The organism is Arthrobacter sp. UKPF54-2 (assembly GCF_007858535.1).
In the GTDB taxonomy this organism is placed as follows: Bacteria; Actinomycetota; Actinomycetes; order Actinomycetales; family Micrococcaceae; genus Arthrobacter.
The window spans coordinates 1821514-1846638 of the sequence record NZ_CP040174.1 but is presented as its reverse complement, the minus strand read 5'-3'; the positions used below and the strand labels follow the sequence as shown (position 1 = coordinate 1846638).

The following is a 25125-nucleotide window of genomic DNA, read 5'->3' as shown; positions in this document are numbered from 1 at the left end:
AGGCGGCAGCTGGGTGAGAGGCCGCATGTATGGGGGGGATTAACCTGTCCGTCGAGAATGGTCTCCGCGTGAATGATGCGCGCCGGGTGAAGCTGCCGTGGGTGGATTTTGCCAAGGGTCTCTGCATGGTGCTGGTGGTGCTGTTCCACTCCGCGCTTTTTATGGAAACACAGGTCAACGGCGATGTTGTGGGCTTCTGGTGGCCGGTGAGCGAGGCGCTGAGCCCGATCCGGATGCCGCTCTTTTTCTTCATCTCCGGGCTGCTCAGTGTCAGCGCCCTCGGCAAGGGCCTGGGCCAGTCCCGGCAGCGCACCCTCGGCCTGTACTACGTCTACCTGATCTGGACGTTCCTGTTCCTGATGCGGCTCTGGCTGCCGCTCTCGCGCAACGGCGCCCCCGCACCCTCCGCCGGCGACCTGGTCTTGAGCCTGTTGCTCCCGACGTCGTTCTGGTATCTGTATGCGCTGCCGGTCTTCTTCGTGGCGGCCTGGCTCCTGAGGCGGGCGCTGGGCCGGTTCAGTGCCTATGCCTTGATCCCGCTGGCGCTCCTCAGCGCCCTCTCGCCACTGCTGGAACCGCTGACCCAGCCGGTCATCACGGCCCCGCTGGATGCGCTGAAAGTCCCCTCGCTGGCGACGCATTTCGTCTGGTTCTACCTCGGGGTGCACGGCAGGAGCCTCTGGGACCGGCTGATGGCGTCGGCTTCGTACGGCCGGCTGGCCCTGGCCGCCGCCGCGTACGCCGCGCTGGTGGTCCCGATGATGCTTTTCGACTTGAAACTCGAGCTGAAGGTGCCGCTGTCCTGCCTGGCGCTGTTCGCCATGGCGCAGCTGGTGGCCCTGGTGCGGATGGACGCACGGGTCCCCCGCTGGCTGCAGAACCTCGGCAGCCAGACGTTGCCGGTCTACATCTTCCACATTTTCCTGATCTCGGTGATCAGCGCCCTGGTCAAGGTCAGCGGCCTGCTGCAGCTCCTGCAGTCGAACCTGCCGCTCTCGAATGCGCTGCTGCCGCCGCTCATGACGATCCCGATCGTGGTGGCCACGGTATGGCTCGGGAAGCTGATCCGGTCCGGCCCGCTCTGGTGGTTGCTCGAGGCGCCGCCGGCGCTGGTGGGACGCAAGCCGGCCAGGACGCCGGTAGCCGCCCAGGTGGTTGGCCCGCCGAAGGGCCCGGCGAAGGCCGATCCCGTGCAGCCCGGCCCCGCGCAGGCGGGACCCGTCAGTTGATGAAGGCCTTGAGCCAGGTCTTGAGTTCCTCGCCGAACTCGACGCGTTCGGAGGCGATCGAGATGACGGCCTTGAGGTAGCTCAGCTTGTCTCCGGTGTCGTAGCGGCGGCCCCGGAAGATGACGCCGTGGACCCCGCCGCCCGGGGCGCCGGAAGTGGCGAGGACCTGCAAGGCGTCGGTGAGCTGGATTTCACCGCCGCGCCCGGGCGGAGTGTCCTCTAGGACGTCGAACACGGCCGGGTGCAGCACATAGCGGCCGATCACGGCCAGGTTGGACGGAGCCTCTGCAACTGAGGGCTTCTCCACCAAGCGGTTGACCCGAACGTACCCCTCCCCCGGCACCGGTGAGATGTCCGCGCACCCGTAGGCGCTGATCTGGGACGGATCCACTTCGATCAACGCCACCACTGAGCCCCCGGTTTTCGCCTGAACCTCGATCATGGTGGTCAGCAGCTCGTCACGCTCGTCAATGAGGTCATCACCGAGCAGCACCGCGAAGGGCTCGTCCCCCACGTGCTGGCGGGCGCAAAGGACCGCGTGGCCCAGGCCGTTGGCCTCCCCCTGGCGGACGTAGTGGAGCGGACCCAGGTTGGAGGCGTACCGGACAGCGTCCAGGCGTGCCGTGTCCCCCTTCAGCTCCAACGCGCGCTCAAGTGAGGGTTCGCGGTCAAAATGGTCCTCCAGGGCCCGCTTGTTACGGCCGGTGATCATCAGGAGGTCCGTGAGCCCTGCGTTGACCGCTTCTTCCACCACGTACTGGATGGCCGGCTGGTCCACCACCGGCAGCATTTCCTTCGGCATCGCCTTCGTTGCCGGCAGGAAGCGCGTGCCCAATCCGGCAGCAGGAATGACGGCCTTACGAACTGATTTCCCCAAAGTCATAACCGAACCATACAAGTTGACTCCCCGAAACAGAATCGGCGTGACGCCCTTGGCCCCTGATTCAGCCCTTGAAAACCGGCGTGCGCTTCTCCTGGAACGCCCGGAAGCCTTCGGCGTAGTCCTCGCTCTTGCAGAGCCGGGCCTGCTCGGCGTTCTCCTCTTCCATGGCTTCCCAGAGGCCCAGCCGCTGGTCGCGGAGGTGCGCCACCAGCTCCTTGCTGGCGTTGAACGCACCGGTCGCCCCGGCGGCCACCCGGGCCATGATGACGCGGGTGGTCTCGAGCAGTTCGTCCGCGGGCATGGCCCGGCTGAACAGGCCCTGCGCCACCGCCTCGGCGCCGCTCATGAGCTCGGCGGTGTAGATCAGGTCCAGGGTCCGGTGCATACCGAGGCGCTCGGTGAAGTACCAGTGCCCGCCGGAATCCAGGGTGGCGCCCAGCTTGGCGAACGGGGACCCGAACTTGGCATTCTCCGCGACGTACACCACGTCCGTGGCGAGCAGCAGCCCGAGTCCCACGCCCAGGCAGGCGCCCTGGGCGGCGGCGAAGGTGGGGGCCGGGAAGGCACTCATCTTCTTCAGCAGCGGCTGGACGAGCCCGCCCAGGTAGGCCTGGGCGTCGTCGTTTTCCGGGGTCACGCCGCCAATGTCCCTGCCCGCGCAGAAGGCGCGGCCTTCGCCGCGGAGCAGCAGCGCCCGCACCTCGCCGCGCGCGGCGGCCGCTGCGGCGTCGTCGTAGGCCTGTGCCAGATCCTGCAGGGCCTGCTCATCGAGTGAGTTCAGCTTCTGCGGGGCGTCCAGGACGATCTCGGCGACGGCGTCGGCGATGGTCAGGGAAATCATGCGGCTCCTTGGCTACAGGGGGCGGGCGTCGAAAAGACTTAGACGTCGAAGTCGACGGTGACTTCGGGGGTGGTGGGATGGGACTGGCAGGTCAGCACATAGCCCTTGTCCAGTTCATCCTGTTCCAGGGCGTAGTTCTCGTCCATCGTGACCGCGCCCGTGACGACCTTGGCGCGGCAGGTGCCGCAGACCCCGCCGGCGCAGGCGAACGGAACGTCGGGGCGGACCCGCAGCGCCGCGTTCAGGATCGATTCGCGGGCGTGCGTGGGGCTCGCCACCTCGCCCTGGAGGCCGTCGAGCTTGAAGGTGATCTTGTACGTCGCCTGGGACTCGTCCACGATCACCGGCCGGCCGGCGTTGCCCTCGGGGCGGTCCGGCTTGCCGGTGGTGAACAGTTCGAAGCGGATGTGGTCCGGGTTTACGCCGCGCGCCGCCAGGGTGTCCCGGCACAGCTGGACCAGCTCGAACGGGCCGCACAGGAACCACTCGTCGACGTCGTCCGCGTGGATGGCGGTCCCCAGCAGGGCCTGCAGTTTCTCCGCGTCGATCCGGCCGCTGAGCAGCGGGGCGATGCGCTGTTCGCGGGAGAGCACATGGTGCAGGGCGAGCCGGGAGGGGTACTTGTCCTTCAGGTCGGCGAGCTCCTCGAGGAACATCACGTCCATGGCCGCCTTGTTGGCGTAGATCAGGTCGAAGCGGGTGTCCGGGTGTGCCGCGAGCAGGGTGCGGGCAATCGCGATCACCGGGGTGATGCCGGACCCGGCGGCGATCGCGACGAAGGAGCCGGCCTCCCCCGCAATCGCCTTGGCCATCTCTTCCGGGTGGTTCATCGAGTTCATCAGGTTCTGCTCTTTGCCGTCCCGGCCGTGCCTGGACACGAAGGCGCCCATCGGGCTCATCACGTCCAGGACGTCGCCCGCCTTGAGTTCGGCGTTGGCCCAGGTGGAGAACACGCCGCCCAGGTCCTTCTTGATCGCGACGCGGATTTCGCTGCTGCCGTCGGCGAAGCTGCGCGGCTCGGCGCAGATGGAGTAGCTGCGCCGGACTTCCTTCGGCTCGCCGGACTCGTCCGGCAAGGTGGTGCGCAGCGCGACGTACTGGCCGGGCAGATAGTCGAACTGGCCCGCCAGCTCAGCCGGCACACCGAAGGTGACCTCGATCGCGTCGTCGGTGAGGCGGCGGACCTCGTCCACCGCCAGCGGATGGAAGGACGCACGACGGCGGCCGGTGGCTGCAGCCGTTTCAGCGGCGGTCTGGCGGACAACAGTCATGGGAGCACCTGTTCCTTACAAAACTTTGAAGTAGTCGAACGGTTCCTTGCAGTCCTGGCAGACGTAGAGCGCCTTGCAGGAGGTGGAACCGAAGCGGGTGAGTTCCTTGGTGTTCAGCGACGAACACTGCGGGCACTTGACGGCGAGGGACAGCCTGACGGGCCCGGCGTGCCGCAGCGCGTTGGAGTGCCCGGAGGGCGGGGCGATGCCGTACTCCTCCAGCTTGGCCTTGCCGGCCTCGCTCATCCAGTCCGTGGTCCACGCCGGGGACAGCACCATCTCCACGTTGACGCTCGGGTAGCCTTCGCGGTTGAAGGCCGCCGTGAGGTCGTCGCGGATGGTGTCCATGGCAGGGCAGCCGGAGTAGGTGGGCGTGATGGTGATGTGGACCGACGGGACCATCCCGCCGTCGCCGGCGGCCGGTTCCTTGGTCACCTCGACGTGGCGCAGAATCCCCAGGTCCTCGATGGTGAGGACCGGGATTTCCGGGTCGCAGACCGTGGCGGCGAGGTCCCAGGCCTTCTGCTCTGCAGTCTTCTGCTCCCCGGGCGCCGACGGCGCGGCCGTGGGGTGGCTGACATACATTTCCATGGTGGTTACCAGCTCGCTCCGGGGAATTCGCGCGCCAGCACCTGCATTTCGGCCAGCAGGTAGCCCAGATGCTCGGAGTGGAGTCCGCGGCGTCCGCCGCCCGGGGCGGGTTGGACGTGCGGAACATCGAGTTCCGCTTCGGCGAGCACTTCGCCGGTGAGCCGGTCGAAGTCGGCGCGCAGGCTGGAGGGCTGGACGGCGGCGCCGGCTGCACTGAGCCGGGCGGTGAGCTCGTCGTCGCGGAACAGCTCGTCGACGTAGGGCCAGACGACCTTGAAGCCGTGGACCATCTTCTCGCGGGACTCATCCGTGCCGAGCGCCAGGCGCTGCACCCACTGGGCGCTGTGGTCGCGGTGGTAGTCCACTTCTTTGACGGCCTTGGCGGCGATGCCGGCGAGGGTGGCGTCGGTGGATTCGGCGAGCCGGCGGTAGAGCTCGAACTGGTAGTAGCTCACCACAAACTGCCGGGCGATGGTGACCGCGAAGTCGCCGTTGGGGATTTCGAAGATCTCGACGGAGCGGAACTCGTGCTCGCGGCGGAAGTAGGCGAGGTCATCCTCGCTCCGGCCATCAAGGCCACCGGCGTAGCTGAGGAAGGACCGGGCGTGGCCCAGCTGGTCCAGGGCGATGTTGCCCAGGGCGATGTCCTCCTCCAGTTCCGGGGCCCGGGAGATCCAGTGGCCCAGGCGCTGAGCGAGGACCAGGGCGTCGTCGCCCAGGCGCAGGGCGAACTCGGCAACGTCCTCGCTGGGCTTGGCGGTGCCGCGGCTGACGGCCAGGGCGATGTCCTCCGGGCGGAGGGCGTTGCCCGGGGTGATGCGGGTGGCGCTGGCCGTGGCCTCGCCGCTGCCGCTCGCCCCTTGGACGCCGACGGAGATGTCCCCGTGACCGCCTGTCTCTGCTGCCGTTTCAGGTGAGGTGCTCACAGGTGCTTCACACCCTCACTCTTGGTGTAGTAGGTCGCGTGCCGGTAGTCCTTGCCCTGGGGCGATTCGAAGAACGCGCCCTTGGCGTCCGGGTCGGACGAGGCGATCGCATCCGCGGGGACGACCCAGATGGACACGCCCTCGTTGCGGCGGGTGTAGAGGTCGCGGGCATTGCGCAGGGCCATGGCGGCGTCCGGCGCGTGCAGGGATCCGGCGTGGACGTGGGAGAGGCCGCGGCTGGAGCGGACGAAAACTTCCCAGATGGGCCAGACGTTGCCTGCGTGCGGTTCGGGGGTTGTCATGCTGCGGATTCCTTCTCTGCTTGCTTCCGGGCCTGCTTTTCCGCGTACGCGGCAGCGGCTTCGCGCACCCAGGCGCCGTTGTTGTGGGCTTCGCGGCGCCGTTCCAGGCGCTGGGCGTTGCAGGGTCCCCGGCCGGCCAGGACTTCGTGGAACTCATCCCAGTCCAGCGGACCGTGCTCCCACTTGCGGGTTTCCTCGTTGAAGCGGATGTCCTTGTCCGGCAGCGTTAGGCCCAGGACCTTGACCTGCTCCATCATCATTCCGACGAAGCGGTTGCGGAGCTCGTCGTTGCTGAAGCGCTTGATGTTCCAGGCCATGGACTGCTTGGAGTTGGGCGAGTCGTCATCCGGCGGGCCGAACATCATCAGGGCCGGGGCGTACCAGCGGTTCACGGCGTCCTGAGCCATCTGCTTCTGCTCCGGCGTGCCGTGGGAGAGTTCCAGCAGGATCTCGAAGCCCTGGCGCTGGTGGAAGGATTCCTCCTTGCAGACCCGGACCATTGCCCGGCCGTAGGGGCCGAAGGAGGCGCGGCAGAGCGGCACCTGGTTGGCGATCGCGGCGCCGTCGACCATCCAGCCGATGGCGCCCATGTCCGCCCAGGTGCGGGCGGGGTAGTTGAAGATGGAGGAGTACTTGGCCTTGCCGTCCATCAGGTCCTGCATCATCTGATCCCGCGGCTGGCCGAGGGTCTCGGCGGCGGAGTACAGGTACAGGCCGTGGCCGGCCTCGTCCTGGACCTTGGCCATCAGGATGGCCTTGCGCTTGAGGCTGGGGGCACGGGAGATCCAGTTCGCTTCCGGCTGCATGCCGATGATCTCCGAGTGCGCGTGCTGCGAGATCTGTCGCAGCAGGGTTTTGCGGTAGGCCGGGGGCATCCAGTCGCGGGGCTCAATCCGCGAATCCTCCGCCATGACCTTGTCGAAATACGCCTGGCCCTCGGCATCACGGCGGGCCGCGTCCTCGGGGCTCATTTCGTGCCGTGCCGGCGATGGCCCGGCGGGCACTGACTGCAGGGTCTGCGATGCCATGGTTGCTCCTATGCGTTTCCGATAAATAATTACCGACCGTTCGTTCAGGATATGCGGAAGGCGGGAAGTGAGTCAAGCACCGGAGGGACCCAAGGAAACCCCAAGGTCAGCCGGATAGCCTCTGCATGACCGACTGCAGCGAGGTCTCCCGGCGATCCTCGCCGGACGCTGCACGAAGTTCAGGGGACGCTCATGTCGAAGCGTGCGGCACTTTATTTGATGGAAGCACAGGGGCCAGGACATCTGCCGGTGTCAACGCCGCAGGTGCCGGCGGCCCAAACCCGCGAGCGGAAGCGCCGGCGAGGCGCGTTCCTGGCCGCCATCCTGTCCGCACTGCTGCTCGGTTCCGGCGCGGTCGGGGCCTATCTGCACTCCTTGGCGCAGATCTACGACACCCAGACCATCAAGATCGAAAACGCTTTTCCCCCCGACGCCCTCCGCGTCGCTCCCCCGACCGTCCGCGCCGGCGCGGAACGGCCGATGAATATCCTGCTGATGGGAAGTGACAGCCGCGATAAGTCCGAGGGCGGGGCGTCGGCAAAAGCAGCTGCCGGGGAGGCGTCCAACCAGCGCTCCGACACACTCATGCTGCTGCACATCCCCTCGGACCGCAGCCACGTCTACAGCGTCTCGCTGATGCGCGATCTCTGGGTCGACATCCCGGACTACGGCAAGGCCAAGATCAACGCCGCCCTGGCCTTTGGCGGAGTCCCGTTGATGGTCCGGACGGTCGAGGAACTGCTCCAGCAGCGGATCGACCATGTGGTCAGCATCGACTTCGAGGGGTTCAAGGGCCTCACGGACGCCCTCGGCGGCGTCGACGTAGATGTGAAGGTACCCTTTGCCGCGGACCGCAGCCGCAAATATGTTTTCACGGAAGGTAAGAACACCCTCAACGGGGCTCAGGCCCTGGCGTTCGTCCGCGAGCGTTACGCGTTCGCCGACGGTGACTACCAGCGGGTTCGCAACCAGCAGACCTTCCTGCGGGCGGTCATCGCGAAGACGTTCAACGGCGGCACGCTGGGGAACCCGGTCACGCTGCACAATGTGCTGAGCGCGGTCTCCCCCTACCTCAGCGTGGCGCCCGGGCTGGACTCCGTCGAGGTGGCCCGTCTGGCGTTCAGCCTCCGCGGGGTTCGAGGCGAGGACGCCGTGTTCTTCACACTGCCTACCGCCGGCATCGGCACCTCCGCGGACGGCCAGTCAATCGTCCTGCCGGATGTCGCTGCCATTGAGGAGATCAAGGCGGCGCTCACCGCCGACAAACTAGGCGAGTACACTGACGCCAAGAACTTCGGCAACGGCAAATAAAGGGACTATATGGCACAGGAACCGCCGGACCCCCAAGGTCCTGACGGGCGAGCCCTCCCGGCGTCTGCCGGCTGGAACCGGCGTCGTAGGCTGGCGGCGGCGGCGGCCGCGGCCCTGCTGGTCCTCGCCGTCGTCGTCACGGCCGTAGTCCTGTCCCTGCCGAAGCCCGAAGCGGCCGCCCCGCCCCCTGCCGCACCTCCCACCACGGCTCCCCCGACGCCGACCCCCACGCCGACGTCGGCCCCCACTCCTACGCCGCCTCCGGATCCGGCCCCGACAGACCTGAACATCCTGCTGATCGGCAGCGACAGCCGCGTCAACGCGCGGGGCGAGGCCTTGGCGGGCAACGTGTCCGACCAGCGCGGCGACGTCCTGGTTCTCCTCCATCTCCCGGCCGACCGGCAAAACATCTACGGCGTCTCGATCATGCGCGACCTGTGGGTGGACATCCCCGGGTATGGCGGGGCGAAGGTCAACGCCGGGCTTGAGCTCGGAGGGATTCCGCTGCAAACAAAGACGGTGGAGTCCCTGCTGAGCACACACGTTGACCACACTGTGATGGTCGACTTCGAGGGCTTTGCCGCCCTGATCGACGTGCTGGGGGGAATCGACGTCGAAGTGACGCGGCCCTTCACCGGCACGATTGAATCCCAGCATTTCTACGCGCCCGGCCCGAACCGGCTCAACGGCGCCCTGGCCCTGGACTTCGTCCGCGAGCGTAAGGCGTTCGCCGACGGCGACTATCAGCGGGTACGGAACCAGCAGACCTTCCTCAAGGCCGTGCTCGCCAAGGCTTCGGGCAGCGGCGTTTTGGCGGACCGGACAACGGTGCACACGTTCGTGACCGGGGTGCTGCCCCATGTCTCGGTAAGTCCGGGGCTGACGCTGGAGACGCTTGAGCGGCTCGCCTTCAGCCTGCGCAGCGTCCCGGCCGGCAACGGGGTGTTCTTCACGTTGCCAACGGCCGGCGTGGGCACCAGCACCGACGGGCAGTCGATTGTCCTGCAGAACCCTGCCGCCACGGCCGAGGTGGCTGCGGCGCTGGGCTCCGGAGGGCTCGGCAACTACGTGGCGTCCCACAACCTGCAGAACGGGAACTGACGGCGCGCCCGGTCCTGCCCAGCGGCCAGGGGCCGCTTCCGGAGGTGCCCGGCGGTAGATTGGGTCCATGACGCAGACTCCCGTGCAGCCTTCCCCGCAGCCCCCTGTCGCCAAAAAGGTCCCCGTGCCCCGCACGCACCACGGTGATGTCTTTGAGGACAACTACGAGTGGCTGCGGGACAAGGAATCCGCCGAGGTGGTGGAACTGCTGAAGGCCGAAAACGCCTACCAGGAGGCCGTCACCGCCCACCAGGAACCGCTGCGAGAGGCGATCTTCCAGGAAATCAAGGGCCGCACCCAGGAGACCGACCTGTCCGTTCCGAACCGCAAGGACGGCTGGTGGTACTACACCCGCTCGGTCGAGGGCAAGGAATACGGCATCGCCTGCCGGGTCCGCGCCCAGGACAGCGGTGACCCGGTGGCCGACTGGACGCCGCCCGCCGTCGAGGTCGGCATCGACATTCCCGGCGAAGAAGTCCTCCTGGACGGCAACATCGAGGCCGAGGGCAAGCCCTTCTTCGCTGTCGGCGGCTCCGCCGTGACCATCGACGGGACCCTGTATGCCTACGCCGTGGACAACGCCGGCGACGAGCGGTTCACGTTGCACATCAAGGACCTCCGCACCGGCGAACTGCTGCCGGACGTGATCGAGAACGTCTTCTACGGCATCTGCTTCTCCCCCGACGGCACCCGGATCTTCTACACCGTGGTGGACGCGTCCTGGCGCCCCTACCAGGTCAAGGCCCACGTGCTGGGCACCCCCGTCAGCGAGGACGAGGTGATCTACCAGGAGGACGACGTCGCCATGTGGCTGGGCTTCGAGCTCTCCGCGGACCGGCGCCACCTGGTCCTGGGCATCGGCTGCTCCGAGTTCAGCGAGACCCGGTTGCTGCGTTTTGATGCCCCCGACGCCGGGCTCACCACCGTGATCTCCCGCGACGAGCGCATCCTGTACGAGGCCGAGCCGTTCCTGCTGGCCGACGCCGCGGGAGCCGCGCAGGAAACCATCCTGATCACGCACAACAAGGACGCCATCAACTCGATGGTCTCGCTCGTGGACCCGGCCGAGCTCGCCAAGCCGCTCACCGAACAGCACTGGCGGACCGTCGTCGCGCACTCCGACCAGGTGCGCGTCAACGGCGCCGGCGTCACGTCCACGCACCTGGTGCTGTCCATCCGCAAGGACACGATCGAACGCGTGCAGGTCCTTCCGCTGGCCGGACTCGGCACCGCGGACCAAGGCGCGCCGGTGGAGCCGGCCTTCGAGGAGGAGCTGTACACCGCGGGAGTGGCCGGCTCCGACTACGAGGCCCCCGTGATCCGGATGGGCTACACCTCGTACTTCACGCCGTCGCGGGTCTACGACTTTGTGCTGCCCACGGCGGAGCTGCCCGCCGGCGAACTGCTGCTGCGCAAGGAGAGCCCGGTGCTGGGCGGCTACTCGGCTGCCGACTACGTGGCGACCCGGGAGTGGGCGGTGGCCGGGGACGGCACCCGCATCCCGCTCTCGGTGCTACGGCACGCCTCGGTGGTGCGCGATTCGACCGCCGCGGGCCTGGTGTACGGCTACGGCTCGTACGAAATGAGCATGGACCCGGCCTTCGGGATTCCGCGGCTCTCGCTGCTGGACCGCGGAATTGTGTTTGTGATCGCGCACATCCGCGGCGGCGGCGAACTGGGCCGGCACTGGTATGACGACGGCAAGAAGCTGCACAAGAAGAACACCTTCACGGACTTCATCGCGGCCACCGACTGGCTGGCCGCCTCCGGCTGGGTGGATCCGGCCCGCATCGCGGCGATGGGCGGTTCGGCCGGCGGCCTGCTGATGGGCGCCGTGGCCAACCTGGCGCCTGAGAAGTACGCCGCGATCGTCGCGGCCGTCCCGTTCGTGGACGCCCTGACCACCATCCTGGACCCGGAACTGCCGCTCTCGGCGCTGGAGTGGGAGGAATGGGGCAACCCGATCACGGACCCGGAGGTATACGCCTACATGAAGTCGTACACCCCGTACGAGAACGTCCGGGCGGCGGCGTATCCGAAGATCGCGGCGGTCACCTCCTTCAACGACACCCGCGTGCTCTACGTGGAGCCCGCCAAGTGGGTGCAGCGGCTGCGCGAGGCGAACACCGGCAGCGAGCCGATCGTGATGAAGATCGAAATGGACGGCGGCCACGGCGGCGCGTCCGGCCGCTACGTGCAATGGAAGGAACGCGCCTGGGACTACGCCTTCGTCGCGGACTCCCTCGGCGCCACGGAACTACTCCCGGGCGCCGGGCTGAAATAGCCTGATCGACTGCTCCGTAGCGGCCCTTTTCAGCCTGCATAAGGGCCGTTGCGGAGCAATCGACGGGATAAGCGGCCGGCGAGGTACACAAAAGTGATCATCATGCTTACTATTGACCTGCACTAGGCACGTCGGTGGAGACACTGCTCACTGGGGGCAGCACAAAACCGTGCCGGAACTGGAGTCATTCGTGAGTACCGAACGAGCTATGAACGGCCTGTCTGACGAGGAACTGATGGCCGAAGGAGCCACCGCGCTGCCGGACAAGGAAGTGGCGTCCGTCCTGGACCTCAATGCGGACCTCAACCTCGGCATCAGCGCTGCCGCTCCGATCGACCTCGGCGTCGCGGCCAACGCCAACGTCGCAGCTCCCATCGACGCCGCCGCATCCGCCAACGTCCTGTCCTTCGGGTCCGATTCCCAGGCCCTGGCGGATCAGGGCACCCTCATCAACCAAGGCATCACCGGCGACGCCACGGCCCATTCGGTGCAGGACAGCACCATCGACCAGGGCACCGCGGCCACCGGCGGAGCGGCCGCGGCGCCGTCCGACCCCACGGCGGCACCGGCCGCTGTTGATCCCGCGGCTTCGGGCGCCGCTGTTGATCCCTCGGCTGTCCCTGCTGCCGTTGATCCGTCCGCTGTCCCGGCCGGCACGGCCGACGGCGGCCTCGTCCCCGGCGGCGTACTCCCCGGCGGAACCGCTCCGTCCCTCGGCGGGGTTGGGGCAGGTGCCGCCGGCGCGCTCAACGGCAACCTGCTCAACGTCAACGTGAACCTGGACGCCAACGCGGGCATCGCCGCGCCCATCAACGGTGCCGTGGCCGCCAACGCCAACGTGGCGGCGCCGATCGACGCCGCGGTCGGCGCCAACATCGGCTCCATCGACAGCCAGGCCTACGCCGTCGCCCACCAGGATGCCATCATCAACCAGGACATCCACGGCAATGCCAATGCCTCGGCTGACCAGCAGTCCGATCTGACCCAGTAGCACGTAGATGAGCACTATGTACGGAGGACCGTCCGAGCAGGGCGGTCCTCCGGCCCTGTCCGCCGCTGGGACCGCGGAACCCGGCCTTCCGGCGTCGTCCGCGCCAGCGGGCACCCTGCCGCCGCCGGCGCTTGCCGACGGCGTCCAACTGCTCGGCGAGACCAAGGGCTCCGGCTACAAGCAAGTCCCGTCCCTGGTCCGGCGCGCCGACGGCCAAACGATCCAGCTCACACGACTGCTCTATCTGGTGCTGGAGGCCGTGGACGGGCGGCGCAGCCTGGAAGAGATAGCGGAACTCGCCGGCAGCGCCTACGGCAAGGAGGTGAGCGCCGGCAACGTCCGGACCCTGATCGATTCCCAGCTGCTCCCCCTTGGCCTCCTGCGCCTGGCCGACGGCTCGCAGCCCCAGGTCAAGAAATCCAACCCGCTCCTGGGCATGCGGTTCCGGTACTCCGTCACGGATCCGGAACGGACGCGGAAACTCACCGCGCCCTTCGCGACGCTCTTCAACCCGCTGATCGTGGTGGCCGTGACGGCCGCGTTCCTGGCCACCTGCTGGTGGGTGCTGATGGTCAAGGGGCTCGCCTCCGCCACCCACGAGGCCTTCGCCAATCCCGGCCTGGTGCTGCTGATCCTGCTGGTCACCGTGCTCTCGGCCGGCTTCCACGAATTCGGCCACGCCGCCGCCGCCCGCCGCGGCGGCGCCACGCCCGGCGCCATGGGCACCGGCCTCTACCTGCTGTGGCCGGCCTTCTACACGGACGTCACCGATTCCTACCGGCTGGGCCGCGCCGGCCGGATCCGCACCGACCTCGGCGGCCTGTACTTCAACGCGATCGTGGCCGTGGCCATCATGGGCATCTGGTGGGCCACCGGCTTCGACGCTCTGCTGCTGGTGGTGGTCACCCAGATCCTGCAAATGGTCCGCCAACTGCTGCCCATGGTCCGCTTCGACGGCTACCACATCCTCGCCGACGCCACCGGAGTGCCGGACCTGTTCCAGCGGATTAAACCGACCCTGCTGGCGCTAATTCCCTGGCGCAAGACAGACCCCGAGGCACAGCTGCTCAAGCCCTGGGCACGGGCCGTTGTCACCGTCTGGGTGCTTGTCACCGTTCCGCTGCTGGTCTTCAGCCTCGTCACCATGGTCATCACCCTGCCGAGGGTCCTCGGCACCGCCTGGGACAACGGCTGGAAGCAGCAGGCCATGCTCGCCCAGAGCGCCGCGGCCGGAGACTTTGCCGACGCCACCGTGCGCGGGCTGGCGATCCTCTGCATCGCGCTGCCGATCTTGGGCATCTTCTACATCCTGCTGCGCCTGGGCCGGCAGGTGGTCACCGGCCTCTGGCAGCGGACCCGCGGCAAGGCACTGCAGCGCGGTACCGCGATCGCCGCCATTGCGGCCCTCATGGCCGGCCTCGCCTTGGCCTGGTGGCCCGGCGGCGAGAGCTACCGCCCGGTCCAGCCCTACGAACGCGGCACCCTCGCCGACGCCACCACCGCCATCTTCCCCGCCGCTTCGGCCAAGGGGATGAAGCAGGGCCAGGCCGGACGGACGGTGGCGCTCTGGCCCCAGGGCGCCCGCAAGCCGACCCGCGAGGAACCGCAACTGAGTATGGTGCTGGTGCCCCGGGCGACCCCGGCGGCGCAAGGAGCGTCCGGCACCACGGCGCCGGCCCCGTCCTGGGTGTTCCCCTTCGACAAACCTGCCGCCCCGGAAGAGGGCGGCAACCAGTCGCTCGCCGTCAACACCAGGGACGGATCCGTGGTGTACGACGTCGCTTTCGCCCTGGTCTGGGCCGACGACGGGGCCGACGTGCGCAACACCAACGAGGCGTACGCCTTCGCCAGCTGCAAGGACTGCGCGGCCGTCGCGGTCGGCTTTCAGGTGGTCCTGATTGTGGGTCAGACCAACGTGGTGGTCCCGGAGAACCTCTCCGCCGCCGCCAATTACAACTGCGTCCGCTGCCTCACCTATGCCCTGGCGAACCAGCTGGTCCTGACGCTCGACGGGCCCCTGAGTGCCGACGGCATGGCCAAGTTGAACGCGCTGTGGCAGCAGATCGCGGAGTACGGCCGGAACCTGCAGAATGTCCCGCTCTCGGAGATCCAGGGGAAATTGGAGGGGTTCAAGGCGCAGATCATGGAGCTCGTCCGCACCGACCCCAGTGCGGCCCCGCGCGGGGCCGGAAGTCCGACAGCGACATCGTCGGCCTCCCCGGGGTCGACCCCGGGGTCGACCCCGGGGGCCACCCAGTCAGCGTCGCCCGGCGCCACGGTGCCGCCGTCGTCCGGTGAAACCGCCGCGCCGGCACCCGATGCGACGCTGGCACCGGCTCCCCCGGCTGCCCCTGCACCCGGCCAGTCCGCTGACCCCACGGCCCCGGCGCCCGCGCCGAGCTCCGGCGGGGAGACGGCCGCGCCCCCTCCCACCACGGCCCCGCCCACCCCGTAAACAGCGGGGCCGGGCAGGCGCGGACGGGAGTAACTGGGTGGGAGCGTCAGCCCGGCTGCCGGGCCTGCCATTCGTCGGCGAGCATGGCATAGACGACCTCGGTGGCCCACTGGCCTTTGTAATGCCACTTGTCCACCTGGGTGGACTCCAGCCGCCTCCCGAGGCGTTCGCACAGCGCCGCGGAGGCCGTGTTGAGGGCGTCCAGCTTCGCGTCGATCCGGTGGAAGCCGAGGTCTTCGAAGCCCAGCTTCAGCAGCGCTGTGGCGGCCTCGGACGCGATCCCTTTGCCGCGCGCCGCCGGGGTGAGGCTCCAGCCGATCTCGGCCTGCCCGCAGCCGGGCAGCCACTTGAGTACCACCTCGCCGAGCAACCCGGGCGCGTCCGCGGCCTCGATGGCCAGGCAGATCCAGTCGCCCTCCTTTTCGAAGACGAAGTTGGCGTACTTGCCCACGGACTCCATGGACTTGGTATAGCTCTTCGCTTCCCCCGGGAGGAACCGGGCGGTCTCGGGCAGCGAATGGTAGGCATGGTAGGCGTCCAGGTCGGAGGCCTCGAAGCGCCGCAGCACCAGCCGGTCGGTGCGCAGGGGCAGGTTCAGTTCCTTCATAGCCACCACGCTACCCATCGATTGCTCCGTAAGCGCCGTTATGAGCCGCCAAAAGGGCCGTTACGGAGCAACGGATGACTGGCCGACGACGGCGGCGGTCGCCTCCGCGATCGCGCGCTCCTCATCGGTCGGCACCACCAGCACGGGCAGGGCGGAGTCCGGCGTCGAGATGACCCGTGGTTCCTTGGAGCGCTGGCGGTTCAGCCCGGCGTCGAGCTCGACGCCGAGCGCGCCGAGCCGTTCCGCGACCAGGCTGCGGAATTGGTGCGAGTTTTCACCGATCCCCGCCGTGAACACCAGTGCCCTCGCTCCCCCGACGGCCACGTGGTAGCCCCCGATGTACTTCGACAGCCGGTAGGAGGCGACGGCGAGCGCCATGGCGGAGCGGGCATCCCCGGCCTCGGCAGCCTCGACGACCGAGCGCATGTCGTTGTTGCCCGCGAGGCCCTTGAGCCCGGACTGGCGGTTCAGCATCGAATCGATGTCCTCGGCGGACCAGCCGGCGCGGCCCAGGAAGACCAGGATCGAGGGGTCGAGGTCGCCGGAGCGGGTGCCCATCACCAGGCCCTCGAGCGGCGTGAAACCCATCGAGGTGTCAATCGACTTCCCGCCGCGGATGGCGGTGACGGAGGCGCCGTTGCCCAGGTGGGCGATCACGGCGTCGAATTCCTCCACCGGCACATCCAGCAGCGCCGCGGCCCGGTGGGCGACATATTCGTGCGAGGTGCCGTGGAAGCCGTAGCGCCGGATGCCGTGGTTCGTGTACAGCTCGTCCGGGACGGCGTAGCGCCAGGCGTGCTCGGGCAGCGTGCGGTGGAAGGCGGTGTCGAAGACGGCAACCTGCGGCAGCTCCGGCCATTTCTTCGCGATGGCGCGGATGCCTAGCACGTTGGCCGGGTTGTGTAGCGGCGCCAGCGGGTTCAGCCGCTCAATGGCGCGGGTAATCTCGTTGTTGACCAGCACCGGTTCGGAGAACCGTTCGCCGCCGTGCACCACGCGGTGGCCTACGGCGTCCAGCGGGCGGTCGCCGAGTGCCTCGTGGATCGCCTCGTCCACCCGTTCCAGCGCCTCGGCGTGGTCGCGGGGACCCTCGATCTCGCCGTCGCCGTCGCCGCCGTTGCCCATCCCGATCTTCTCGATCAGCCCCTCGGCGAGGACACTCCCCGCCTCGACGTCGCGGACCTGGTACTTGAGCGAAGACGAGCCGGAGTTGATAACGAGTACGAGCACGGGGGCCTCCTAGGCCTGGGAGTCGACGGGCTGCAGCGCGGGCTGCGCGGGCACGGGCTGGACCGACTGGGCCTGGATCGCGGTGATGGCCACCGTGTTCAGGATGTCATCCACCGTGCAGCCGCGGGAGAGGTCGTTCACGGGTTTGCGCAGCCCCTGCAGCACGGGCCCGACGGCCACGGCGCCGGACGACTGCTGGACCGCCTTGTAGGTGTTGTTGCCGGTGTTCAGGTCCGGGAAGATGAACACCGTCGCCTGGCCGGCCACCGAGGAGCCGGGCATCTTGGACTCGGCGATGGCGGCGTCGACGGCGGCGTCGTACTGGATGGGCCCCTCCACCGCGAGGTCGGGGCGCCGCTGGCGCACGAGCTCGGTGGCCTGCCGGACCGCGTCCACCGCTTCCCCGGCACCGGAGCCACCGGTCGAGTAGGACAGCATGGCCACCCGGGGCTCGACGCCGAACTGGGCCGCGGTCTCGGCGGAGGCCAGCGCGATGTCCGCGAGCTGCTCCACGTTGGGCTCCGGGTTCACGGCGCAGTCGCCGTACACCAGCACCCGGTCCGGCATCAGCATCAGGAACACCGAGGAGACGATCTTGACGCCGTCGCGGGTCTTCACGAACTCCAGCGCCGGCCGGATGGTGTGCGCCGTGGTGTGCGCGGCGCCGGAGACCATGCCGTCCACGACGCCGAGCTGGACCATCATGGTGCCGAAGTAGCTCTCGTCCTCCATCACCTCCAGCGCCTTGGCCAGGTCCACGCCCTTGTGCGCCCGGAGCTCCGCGTACTTCTGCGCGAAACCCTGGCGCAGCTCGGAGGTGGCCGGGTCCACGATGTTGATGCCGGCGAGGTCGATCCCCTGCGTGGCCGCAAGCTCCCGGACCTCGGCCTCGCGGCCCAGCACGGTGAGCTCGCAGACGTCCCGGCGGTGCAGGATCTCCGCGGCCCGCAGGATCCGCACGTCCGTGCCCTCCGGCAGGACAATGTGGCGGCGCTGCGAACGGGCCCGTTCGATCAGGTCATGCAGGAACCGCAGCGGCGTCATCCGCTCCGGTCGGGGCAGGTGCAGCCGTTCCAGCAGTTCGGCCTCGTCCACGCGCCGGGCCCACAGGCCCAGGGCGGAGGCCACCTTGCGGCGGTGGCCGGACCAGATTTCGCTGCGGACCTCGGAGACCCGCTTGGCCGTCACGTAGGTGTCGTCCGGGGCGGCGAAGATCGGGAACGGAGCCTGCGCCAGCAGCGAGTAGATAGTGGGGTCCGGGGCCAGGCCGCCGGTCAGGATGAGCGCCGACGGGACCGGGAACTCCGGCGAGAAGGAGGACGCCAGGCAGGCCACCAGCACGTCGGCACGGTCGCCGGGGACGATCACCAGCGCGCCGTCGTCGAGCACGTGCAGGAAGTTGGCCACGTTCATGGCCGCCACCTTGACCGAGTGCACATCGCGTTCCAGATCCGGCAGGCCGGCTACCTGGCCGAGGCCCAGCGCGGAGGCCACTTCGCCCGTGGTGGGCCGCGCAATGTCCTCGAGTTCGGGGAAAACGTAGACCGGGCGCCCGGAGGCGCCGGGCCGGACCGCGGCGGCGATGGCCTCGAGGTCCGCGGGGTCGGCGCGGTTGACCATGATCGCCAGCAGCGCGCAGCGCTCGGCGAGGAGTTCCTTGCGGGCCACCTCGACGGCGTCGGCGGTTTCGGCCACGGTGCGGCCCTTCGCCCCGACGACGGCGACCATCGGCGCGGCGAGGTTGTTGGCGAGGCGGGCGTTGAGGTCGAATTCGACGGCGGCGTCCTGGCCGGTCAGGTCGGTGCCCTCGATGATCACCACGTCGCAGTGTCGGGACATTTCCGCGAAGATCTCGACACAGCGGGAGTCGATTTCCTCGCGCTTTCCCTCAGCGAGCAGGCCGCGGACCTCGGCGAACGTCAGGCCACTGCGGCAGCGGTCGTCGTCGAGGTCGAAGCGGGACTTCATCAGCGCAACCATGGGATCGGCGCCGGCACGGCCGTGGACGACGGGCTTGAAGAAGCCGATGCGGTCCGCGTGCCGGTGCAGCGTATCCGCCAGGCCCAGGGCAACCAGCGACTTCCCGGATCCCGGCGTGGTCGCGCTGACATAGATTCCTTTGGCCATGTGTCCCAGCATACTTACCCCCCTTGACAGCAGGCACCCGAATGGGATTACCTAATGAACATTCGGTAAATAAAGCTGGAGGCAACGACGCATGGCTGGACTGACGATTTCCGGGAACACCCACCCCATCCTGAAAGACGACTACGCCTCCGAATGGATGGGCATTGAGGTCCTTGCGCTCGACGACGGCCATGCCACCATCCGGATGCCGCTCCGCCAGGAAATGCTCAACGGTTTCGGCATGGCCCACGGCGGAATGATCTTCGCTTTCGGCGACACCGCGTTCGCCCTTGCCTGCAACCCGGTGACGCCTGGCCCTTCCGAGGAAGGCACCATCACCGTGGCTTCCGGCGTCGACATCAACTTCATCAAACCGGCCTTCCGCGGCCAGGTCCTGACCGCCGTCGCCAACCGCCGCGCCAGCACCGGCCGCAGCGGCCTCTATGACATCCAGATTTACGCCGCAGACCCGGGTGCAGAGACCGCGACGGCGGCGCCCGCCGGCCAGGCGGCTGTCCCCACGGTCCCGGGCGAACTGCCCGCCGGTTCTTCCCCGGGCGAACTCATCGCCGAGTTCCGCGGCCGCAGCCGCACCATCTCCAAGAAATAGAAACGTAGGAACCCCAGATGACCACCCCCACCGCTGAATCTGCCCTCGCCGCCGGCGACGCCGTCCTGGACCGCGAAGAAACCATCTCCCGCGACGAGCTCGAGGCCTTGCAGCTCAGCCGGCTGCAGCACACCGTGGCGTATGCCTACGACCGGGTCCCGCTGTACAAGCGCAAGTTCGACGAGGCCGGCGTGCACCCGACGGACCTCCGCGAGCTCTCCGACCTGGGCAAGTTCCCTTTCACCACCAAGGAAGACCTCCGCCTGGAGTACCCCTTCGGCATGTTCGCCGTGCCGCAGCACGAAGTGGCCCGGATCCACGCCAGCTCCGGCACCACGGGACGGGCCACCGTGGTGGGCTACACCAAAAAGGACCTCGCCGACTGGGCCAAGCTCGTGGCCCGCTCGCTGCGCGCCTCCGGCGTCCGGCCCGGCATGAAGGTCCACAACGCCTACGGCTACGGCCTATTCACCGGCGGCATGGGCGCCCACGCCGGCGCCGAGGCCCTCGGCTGCACCGTCATCCCGATCTCCGGCGGACAGACCGAACGCCAGATCACGCTGATCCAGGACTTCAAGCCGGACGCGATCCTGGCCACCCCCACCTACCTGCTGACCATTGCCGACGCCATGATGAAGCAGGGCATCGACCCGGCCTCCACCTCGCTCAAGTACGCCGTGCTCGGCGCCGAGCCCTGGACCGAGGAAATGCGGCACGAGCTCGAAACCACCATGAACATCAAGGCTTGCGACATTTACGGACTCTCCGAGGTTATGGGCCCGGGCGTCGCCGGCGAGGCCGTGGAAACCCAGGACGGCAGCCACATCTGGGAGGACCACTTCCGCCCCGAAATCATCGACGCGTTTGATCCCTCGGTGGTCCTGGGCGACGGCGAGCCCGGCGAACTGGTGTTCACCTCGCTCACCAAGGAGGCCCTGCCGATCATCCGCTACCGCACCAAGGACCTCACCCGGCTGCTGCCCGGCACGGCGCGCCCAGCGCACCGCCGGATGGGCCGCATCACCGGCCGCAGCGACGACATGATCATCCTGCGCGGCGTGAACCTGTTCCCCTCGCAGATCGAGGAGATCGCCCTTCGGATCCCCGAGCTGAGCCCGCACTTCCAGCTGGAACTGACCCGCCCGGAGGGCCAGCGGATGGACCAGCTGACCGTCCGGATCGAACGCCGCGAGTCCGTCACGGGCGACGTGGTCGCCTCGGCCGCCAAGGTCCTGCAGCAGCAGATCAAGATCCACGTCGGATCCTCCTGCACCGTCGACGTCGTCGAACCGGGATCGCTGGAGCGTTCCAACGGCAAGCTGCGCCGGATCTACGACATGCGCCCCAAGGCCTGACCGACCGTTCATGAGAAACTAGCGAGTATGCCCAGCACAGCAACCAGCACCAAACGCGGCCGACCCGGCTACGACCAGCAGTCGGTCCTGCTCATCGCCGTCGACGTCTTCAACCGCCACGGCTACGACGCCACGTCGATGGGCATCCTCGCCGAGAACCTGGGCATCTCCAAATCCGCGATCTACCATCACGTGCCATCCAAGGGCGACCTGCTGAAGCTGGCCCTGGACCACGCCCTGGGCGGCCTCGAGGCCATCCTGGACCAGCCGGAGGCCCAGACCGGTTCCGCGGACGCCCGGCTGGAATTCGTGCTCCGCGAAACCATCTCGGTGCTGGTGGAGCGGCTGCCGTTCGTCACGCTGCTCCTCCGGCTGCGCGGCAACACCGAGATCGAACGGGACGCCCTCGAGCGCCGCCGCACCTTCGACCACAAGGTGGCGGCCCTGATCTCCGCGGCCCGCGACGAGGGCTCGCTGCGCCAGGACATCGACCCCCGCACCGTCACCCGGCTGCTGTTCGGCACCATCAACTCGATCGTCGAATGGTACAAACCGGGCGGTTCCCTGTCCCCGCAGAAGCTGGCCGACGACGTTATCACCATGGCGTTCCACGGCCTGCACGTGCCGGATTAGCCCGCCCCTCGCGGGCCCCGCCAACTCACGACGCCGTCACCCCGCCACCGTGCCCGGGGACGCCATGGCCCACCAGAGGAAATACATCAGGGCCGCGGACAGGAGCACGGCAAACGCCGCGACCAGCAGGGAACGATCCTTCGCCCACAGCAGGGCTGCCCAGAGCATCACCACCGTGACCACCAGCAGGATGACCACAATGTCGTCGGAGGCTCCGGCCTGGAACACGGCCTGTCCCAGGACGAGAAGGACCCAGGCCGGTGACAGGACGGTGACATAGGCCAAGGTCAGGGCTATCTTCCCCGTCCGGGTGACGGGGAACCAAGCGAGGGCGCGGCTGCCGGCCGTGGGCGCCCGCCCGGACGGGGAATGGCTCATGCTGGGCAGCTCCCTCCGCCGGACGCGAATCTGGCCCCACGCTACACCCGCGGTGACGCTTCGGACAGGTCCACTAAACCCTTGCCGGACCGGAAACAGCACCCCGGGGGCCGGGGTGCTGTTTCTTCAGGCGGGACGCCGGGGAGCTGCCGCTCAGAGCTGGTAATCGGCTGCCGTGGTGATGTTCTCGTGCACACAGAGAATGTTGTGCTCGCTGTCCATAAACCAGGCGCACTTCTCGGAATCCGTGGTGCAGATGTGGTTCTCGGTCTTGAGATCGGGGAGATCGTAGTCCTGGAACATGACGCCCTTGGCTTCCATCTCCTTGACGGTGCGTTCGATCTCGCTGACTTCAAAACTCAGGGTGGTGTGCTCTGAATGCTTTCCATCCCGGACTGGCATCAGCTGCAGCATCGGGCCGCCGGCCGAGCCAAACAGTTCACTTCCGTCGTCTGTCACTCCACGGTGAGGCAGGCCCAGGGTGTCCGCATAAAAGCGGTGGGCGCGCTCCACATCATCGACTGGCAGGACCGTTGTGGCTTTATCTAATACGAGGGTCATTTCGCCACCTCCTACGAACAAAATTCTACGCCGGGGCGAGGTGGAAAGACCCTGCAAATTGCGCCACCGGGCATGTGACGCTCCCGCACCAACTGCGGGAGCGTCACGACGGAATGCGCACCACCTGCGGGAGCGTCACCACGGAAAGCACACCAACTGCGGGAGCGTCCCCACGGAAAGCACACCTGATGAGGGAGCGTCGGGAGGAGGGCTACTTCTCCACGAGGGTGAGCACGTCGTAGGTGGCCACGATTTCGTCGTCCTGGTTGGTCAGGACGGCGTCCCAGGCCACCTCGCCGTACTCGTCCGTCTCACGCGGGGTGATCTTCTTGGCCGTCAGGGTGACCCGGATGGAGTCGCCGGCCGCGACGGGGGTGATGAAGCGCAGGTTTTCCAGGCCGTAGTTCGCCAGTACCGGGCCCGGCGCGGGTTCCACGAACAGGCCGGCGCCCCAAGCCAGGAGCAGGTAGCCGTGGGCGACGATGCCCGGGAAGAACGGGTTGGCCTCCGCGGCTTCCTGGTTGGTGTGGGCGTAGAAGGTGTCGCCGGTGGAGTTGGCGAACTTGGTGATCTCCTCCAGCGAGACCTCGCGCAAATCGGAGCGGATGGCGTCGCCGATGTGCAGCGTGGCCAGCGACTTCCGGAACGGGTGCTGGCCCTCGGTCTCGAGGGTGAAGTTCCGGTCCGCGCCGGTGTGCCAGACGCCGGTGACGGCGGTCAGCATGTTCGGCGAGCCCTGGATGGCGGTGCGCTGCATGTGGTGCATGACCGAGCGGATACCGCCGAGCTCCTCGCCGCCGCCGGCGCGGCCCGGTCCGCCGTGGACCAGGTGCGGGACCGGGGAGCCGTGGCCGGTGGAGCTGCGGGCGTCCTCGCGGTTGAGCATCAGCACGCGGCCGTGGTGCGCCGCGATCCCGGTGACCAGCTGCTGCGCCACCGCGGGATCGTTGGTGCAGACCGAGGCCACCAGCGAGCCGCCGCCGCGGGCGGCGAGGCGGACGGCGTCGGCGAGGTCCGTGTAGCCAATCACCGAGGAGACCGGGCCGAAGGCCTCGAGTGAGTGGACCTCTTCCGCTTCCGGGTCGGCCCAGCTCAGCAGCACCGGGGACATAAACGCGCCGCCGTCGACGACGCCGACGCTGCCGTCCGCGCTGGTGACCTTCGGCGCATCCAGGCTGCCGTAGGCGAGCTCGCCGCCGGCGTCGAGCATCGACTGGACGGCGGCGCGCACGTCCGCGAGCTGTTCCAGCGAGGCCAGGGCGCCCATCGTGACCCCGTCGGCGCGGGGATCGCCGAGCACGACGCGTTCAGCGATCCGCTCCCCCACGGCGGCGACGACGTCGGACACCAGCGCCTGCGGCACAATCGCGCGGCGGATCGAGGTGCACTTCTGGCCGGCCTTGGCGGTCATCTCAGTGACGAGGGACTTGATGAAGGCGTCGAACTCCGGGGTGCCCTTGACCGCGTCCGGGCCCAGGATCGCGGCGTTGAGGGAGTCGGTCTCCGAGGTGAACCGGACGCCGCCCTTGACCACGTTGGGGTGGGACTTGAGCGTGTTGGCGGTGGACGCGGAGCCGGTGAAGGCGACGAGGTCACGGTAGTCGAGGTGGTCCAGCAGGGTGCGGACGGAGCCGGAGACGAGCTGCAGCGAGCCCTCGGGCAGGATGCCGGACTCGTCGATCGCCTTCACCACGGCCGCGGCGACGTAGCCGGTGGGGGTGGCGGGCTTGACGATGGTGGGGACGCCGGCGATGAAGGCCGGGGCGAGCTTTTCGAGCATGCCCCAGACCGGGAAGTTGAAGGCGTTGATCTGCACGGCGACGCCGGGGATCCGGGTGTAGATGTGCTCGCCGGCGAAGGACCCGTCCTTCGACAGCACCTCCATGGGCCCGTCCACCACCACCTGGGCGTTGGGCAGTTCGCGCCGGCCCTTGGAGCCGAAGGTGAAGAGCACGCCGATGCCGCCGTCGATGTCGATCATCGAGTCGACCTTGGTGGCGCCGGTCTGCGCGGAGAGCGCGTAGAACTCGTCGCGGCGGCCGTTGAGATACTGAGCGAGCTCCTTGAGCTTGAGGGCGCGCTGGTGGAAGGTCAGCTTGCCCAGTTCCGCCTGACCGGTGGTGCGGCCGTAGTCGACGACGGCGGCGAGGTCCAGGCCCTCGGTGCTCACCTTGGCCAGGAGCTCGCCAGTGCTGGCGTCCAGGACCGGGGCGGCTCCGGCAGCAGAGGCGGCGTCGGGGGTCCACCACGAGTTCTTGATGAAGCTGGGGACGATCTCGACGGTGCCGACTGAGGGTTCCGGAGCTGTTGCAGTGGTGGTCATCGTTGACGGGTCCTTCCAACGCGGGGCAAGATCAACACGGCCAGAGCATTACTGACCGTCCGTTCGGTAATATGTCTACAGTACATGA

Annotated in this window: 22 protein-coding genes; 9 read left to right on the top strand and 13 right to left on the bottom strand. The window is 68.2% G+C overall.

Going from position 1 to position 25125, the window contains the following annotated elements; translation table 11 throughout:
• The first annotated feature begins 68 nt into the window (after nucleotides 1–68).
• Nucleotides 69–1229 carry an acyltransferase family protein gene (locus E7Y32_RS08445; RefSeq protein WP_186466957.1) on the top strand — a complete coding sequence of 387 codons (1161 nt, stop codon included), beginning with the start codon at nucleotides 69–71 and terminating at the stop codon, nucleotides 1227–1229.
• Here E7Y32_RS08445 and galU read toward each other — a convergent pair.
• The 7 genes from galU to paaA all read right to left on the bottom strand — a co-directional run bounded on the left by galU (nucleotide 1222) and on the right by paaA (nucleotide 7071).
• Complete coding sequence (galU, locus tag E7Y32_RS08440; protein WP_146336733.1) at nucleotides 1222–2112, bottom strand: UTP--glucose-1-phosphate uridylyltransferase GalU; 891 nt, start codon at nucleotides 2110–2112, stop codon at nucleotides 1222–1224. The two genes, E7Y32_RS08445 and galU, sit on opposite strands and share 8 nt — an antisense overlap.
• 61 nt (nucleotides 2113–2173) lie before the next feature.
• Nucleotides 2174–2953, bottom strand: a complete 780-nt coding sequence (locus tag E7Y32_RS08435) for an enoyl-CoA hydratase/isomerase family protein (protein WP_146336732.1) — start codon at nucleotides 2951–2953, stop codon at nucleotides 2174–2176.
• A gap of 38 nt (nucleotides 2954–2991) precedes the next feature.
• On the bottom strand, nucleotides 2992–4224 hold the full coding sequence (gene paaE / locus E7Y32_RS08430) for a 1,2-phenylacetyl-CoA epoxidase subunit PaaE (RefSeq protein WP_146336731.1): 1233 nt from the start codon (nucleotides 4222–4224) through the stop codon (nucleotides 2992–2994).
• Nucleotides 4225–4239: 15 nt separating this feature from the next.
• Nucleotides 4240–4809 (bottom strand): 1,2-phenylacetyl-CoA epoxidase subunit PaaD, encoded by a 570-nt coding sequence (gene paaD / locus E7Y32_RS08425; protein WP_146338408.1) that lies wholly within the window; start codon nucleotides 4807–4809, stop codon nucleotides 4240–4242.
• 11 nt (nucleotides 4810–4820) lie between these two features.
• Nucleotides 4821–5741, bottom strand: a complete 921-nt coding sequence (gene paaC / locus E7Y32_RS08420; protein WP_146336730.1) for a 1,2-phenylacetyl-CoA epoxidase subunit PaaC — start codon at nucleotides 5739–5741, stop codon at nucleotides 4821–4823.
• Nucleotides 5738–6043 (bottom strand): 1,2-phenylacetyl-CoA epoxidase subunit PaaB, encoded by a 306-nt coding sequence (gene paaB, locus E7Y32_RS08415; RefSeq protein ID WP_091251167.1) that lies wholly within the window; start codon nucleotides 6041–6043, stop codon nucleotides 5738–5740. The genes paaC and paaB overlap by 4 nt, the downstream gene beginning before the upstream one ends.
• Entirely contained in the window at nucleotides 6040–7071 is a 1032-nt protein-coding gene (gene paaA, locus E7Y32_RS08410; protein WP_146336729.1) for a 1,2-phenylacetyl-CoA epoxidase subunit PaaA, read from the bottom strand. The genes paaB and paaA overlap by 4 nt, the downstream gene beginning before the upstream one ends.
• 249 nt (nucleotides 7072–7320) lie before the next feature.
• Between paaA and E7Y32_RS08405 the strand changes: the two genes are divergently transcribed.
• The 5 genes from E7Y32_RS08405 to E7Y32_RS08385 all read left to right on the top strand — a co-directional run bounded on the left by E7Y32_RS08405 (nucleotide 7321) and on the right by E7Y32_RS08385 (nucleotide 15213).
• Nucleotides 7321–8382 carry an LCP family protein gene (locus E7Y32_RS08405; RefSeq protein ID WP_261382386.1) on the top strand — a complete coding sequence of 354 codons (1062 nt, stop codon included), beginning with the start codon at nucleotides 7321–7323 and terminating at the stop codon, nucleotides 8380–8382.
• A gap of 9 nt (nucleotides 8383–8391) precedes the next feature.
• The gene (locus tag E7Y32_RS08400) at nucleotides 8392–9483 is read left to right on the top strand and encodes an LCP family protein (protein WP_146336728.1); all 1092 of its coding nucleotides are present in this window, start codon (nucleotides 8392–8394) and stop codon (nucleotides 9481–9483) included.
• A gap of 67 nt (nucleotides 9484–9550) precedes the next feature.
• Nucleotides 9551–11767, top strand: coding sequence for a S9 family peptidase (locus tag E7Y32_RS08395; RefSeq protein WP_146336727.1), 2217 nt, complete (start codon nucleotides 9551–9553; stop codon nucleotides 11765–11767).
• A gap of 208 nt (nucleotides 11768–11975) precedes the next feature.
• Nucleotides 11976–12758 (top strand): peptidoglycan-binding protein, encoded by a 783-nt coding sequence (locus tag E7Y32_RS08390; protein ID WP_146338402.1) that lies wholly within the window; start codon nucleotides 11976–11978, stop codon nucleotides 12756–12758.
• A 7-nt stretch (nucleotides 12759–12765) separates the two neighbouring features.
• Nucleotides 12766–15213 (top strand): hypothetical protein, encoded by a 2448-nt coding sequence (locus tag E7Y32_RS08385; protein ID WP_146336726.1) that lies wholly within the window; start codon nucleotides 12766–12768, stop codon nucleotides 15211–15213.
• 46 nt (nucleotides 15214–15259) lie between these two features.
• Here E7Y32_RS08385 and E7Y32_RS08380 read toward each other — a convergent pair whose 3' ends face one another.
• From E7Y32_RS08380 to pta, 3 genes are read right to left on the bottom strand one after another with little or no spacing between them, the layout of a single operon-like run.
• Entirely contained in the window at nucleotides 15260–15820 is a 561-nt protein-coding gene (locus E7Y32_RS08380; RefSeq protein WP_146336725.1) for a GNAT family N-acetyltransferase, read from the bottom strand.
• A gap of 60 nt (nucleotides 15821–15880) precedes the next feature.
• A complete protein-coding gene (locus tag E7Y32_RS08375) occupies nucleotides 15881–17050 on the bottom strand; it encodes an acetate kinase (protein WP_146336724.1) in 1170 nt (389 codons plus the stop codon).
• Between the two features lie 9 nt (nucleotides 17051–17059).
• Entirely contained in the window at nucleotides 17060–19177 is a 2118-nt protein-coding gene (gene pta, locus E7Y32_RS08370; protein ID WP_146336723.1) for a phosphate acetyltransferase, read from the bottom strand.
• Nucleotides 19178–19268: 91 nt separating this feature from the next.
• Here pta and E7Y32_RS08365 point away from each other — a divergent pair, with 91 nt between their 5' ends.
• Genes E7Y32_RS08365 through E7Y32_RS08355 form a run of 3 tightly spaced genes read left to right on the top strand, consistent with a single transcriptional unit; the run spans nucleotide 19269 to nucleotide 21775 of the window.
• Nucleotides 19269–19787 carry a hotdog fold thioesterase gene (locus E7Y32_RS08365; RefSeq protein ID WP_146336722.1) on the top strand — a complete coding sequence of 173 codons (519 nt, stop codon included), beginning with the start codon at nucleotides 19269–19271 and terminating at the stop codon, nucleotides 19785–19787.
• A 17-nt stretch (nucleotides 19788–19804) separates the two neighbouring features.
• Nucleotides 19805–21142 carry a phenylacetate--CoA ligase PaaK gene (paaK, locus tag E7Y32_RS08360; RefSeq protein ID WP_146336721.1) on the top strand — a complete coding sequence of 446 codons (1338 nt, stop codon included), beginning with the start codon at nucleotides 19805–19807 and terminating at the stop codon, nucleotides 21140–21142.
• A 27-nt stretch (nucleotides 21143–21169) separates the two neighbouring features.
• On the top strand, nucleotides 21170–21775 hold the full coding sequence (locus tag E7Y32_RS08355) for a TetR/AcrR family transcriptional regulator (protein WP_146336720.1): 606 nt from the start codon (nucleotides 21170–21172) through the stop codon (nucleotides 21773–21775).
• Between the two features lie 36 nt (nucleotides 21776–21811).
• Here E7Y32_RS08355 and E7Y32_RS08350 read toward each other — a convergent pair whose 3' ends face one another.
• The 3 genes from E7Y32_RS08350 to paaZ form a co-directional block, all read right to left on the bottom strand.
• Complete coding sequence (locus E7Y32_RS08350) at nucleotides 21812–22153, bottom strand: hypothetical protein (RefSeq protein WP_146336719.1); 342 nt, start codon at nucleotides 22151–22153, stop codon at nucleotides 21812–21814.
• Between the two features lie 153 nt (nucleotides 22154–22306).
• The gene (locus tag E7Y32_RS08345) at nucleotides 22307–22714 is read right to left on the bottom strand and encodes a VOC family protein (RefSeq protein ID WP_146336718.1); all 408 of its coding nucleotides are present in this window, start codon (nucleotides 22712–22714) and stop codon (nucleotides 22307–22309) included.
• Nucleotides 22715–22925: 211 nt separating this feature from the next.
• The gene (paaZ, locus tag E7Y32_RS08340) at nucleotides 22926–25037 is read right to left on the bottom strand and encodes a phenylacetic acid degradation bifunctional protein PaaZ (RefSeq protein WP_146336717.1); all 2112 of its coding nucleotides are present in this window, start codon (nucleotides 25035–25037) and stop codon (nucleotides 22926–22928) included.
• Nucleotides 25038–25125: the final 88 nt, after the last annotated feature.

What these genes read in the sequence shown, in the direction of transcription:
- paaK (WP_146336721.1), top strand. Translation starts at nt 19,805, where the DNA reads ATGACCACCCCCACCGCTGAATCTGCCCTCGCCGCCGGCGACGCCGTC.
- paaD (WP_146338408.1), bottom strand. Translation starts at nt 4,809, where the DNA reads ATGTATGTCAGCCACCCCACGGCCGCGCCGTCGGCGCCCGGGGAGCAG.
- E7Y32_RS08390 (WP_146338402.1), top strand. Translation starts at nt 11,976, where the DNA reads ATGAACGGCCTGTCTGACGAGGAACTGATGGCCGAAGGAGCCACCGCG.
- E7Y32_RS08395 (WP_146336727.1), top strand. Translation starts at nt 9,551, where the DNA reads ATGACGCAGACTCCCGTGCAGCCTTCCCCGCAGCCCCCTGTCGCCAAA.
- E7Y32_RS08385 (WP_146336726.1), top strand. Translation starts at nt 12,766, where the DNA reads ATGAGCACTATGTACGGAGGACCGTCCGAGCAGGGCGGTCCTCCGGCC.
- E7Y32_RS08400 (WP_146336728.1), top strand. Translation starts at nt 8,392, where the DNA reads ATGGCACAGGAACCGCCGGACCCCCAAGGTCCTGACGGGCGAGCCCTC.
- E7Y32_RS08355 (WP_146336720.1), top strand. Translation starts at nt 21,170, where the DNA reads ATGCCCAGCACAGCAACCAGCACCAAACGCGGCCGACCCGGCTACGAC.
- E7Y32_RS08380 (WP_146336725.1), bottom strand. Translation starts at nt 15,820, where the DNA reads ATGAAGGAACTGAACCTGCCCCTGCGCACCGACCGGCTGGTGCTGCGG.
- E7Y32_RS08365 (WP_146336722.1), top strand. Translation starts at nt 19,269, where the DNA reads ATGGCTGGACTGACGATTTCCGGGAACACCCACCCCATCCTGAAAGAC.
- paaB (WP_091251167.1), bottom strand. Translation starts at nt 6,043, where the DNA reads ATGACAACCCCCGAACCGCACGCAGGCAACGTCTGGCCCATCTGGGAA.
- E7Y32_RS08350 (WP_146336719.1), bottom strand. Translation starts at nt 22,153, where the DNA reads ATGAGCCATTCCCCGTCCGGGCGGGCGCCCACGGCCGGCAGCCGCGCC.
- galU (WP_146336733.1), bottom strand. Translation starts at nt 2,112, where the DNA reads ATGACTTTGGGGAAATCAGTTCGTAAGGCCGTCATTCCTGCTGCCGGA.
- paaE (WP_146336731.1), bottom strand. Translation starts at nt 4,224, where the DNA reads ATGACTGTTGTCCGCCAGACCGCCGCTGAAACGGCTGCAGCCACCGGC.
- pta (WP_146336723.1), bottom strand. Translation starts at nt 19,177, where the DNA reads ATGGCCAAAGGAATCTATGTCAGCGCGACCACGCCGGGATCCGGGAAG.
- E7Y32_RS08345 (WP_146336718.1), bottom strand. Translation starts at nt 22,714, where the DNA reads ATGACCCTCGTATTAGATAAAGCCACAACGGTCCTGCCAGTCGATGAT.
- E7Y32_RS08435 (WP_146336732.1), bottom strand. Translation starts at nt 2,953, where the DNA reads ATGATTTCCCTGACCATCGCCGACGCCGTCGCCGAGATCGTCCTGGAC.
- paaA (WP_146336729.1), bottom strand. Translation starts at nt 7,071, where the DNA reads ATGGCATCGCAGACCCTGCAGTCAGTGCCCGCCGGGCCATCGCCGGCA.
- paaZ (WP_146336717.1), bottom strand. Translation starts at nt 25,037, where the DNA reads ATGACCACCACTGCAACAGCTCCGGAACCCTCAGTCGGCACCGTCGAG.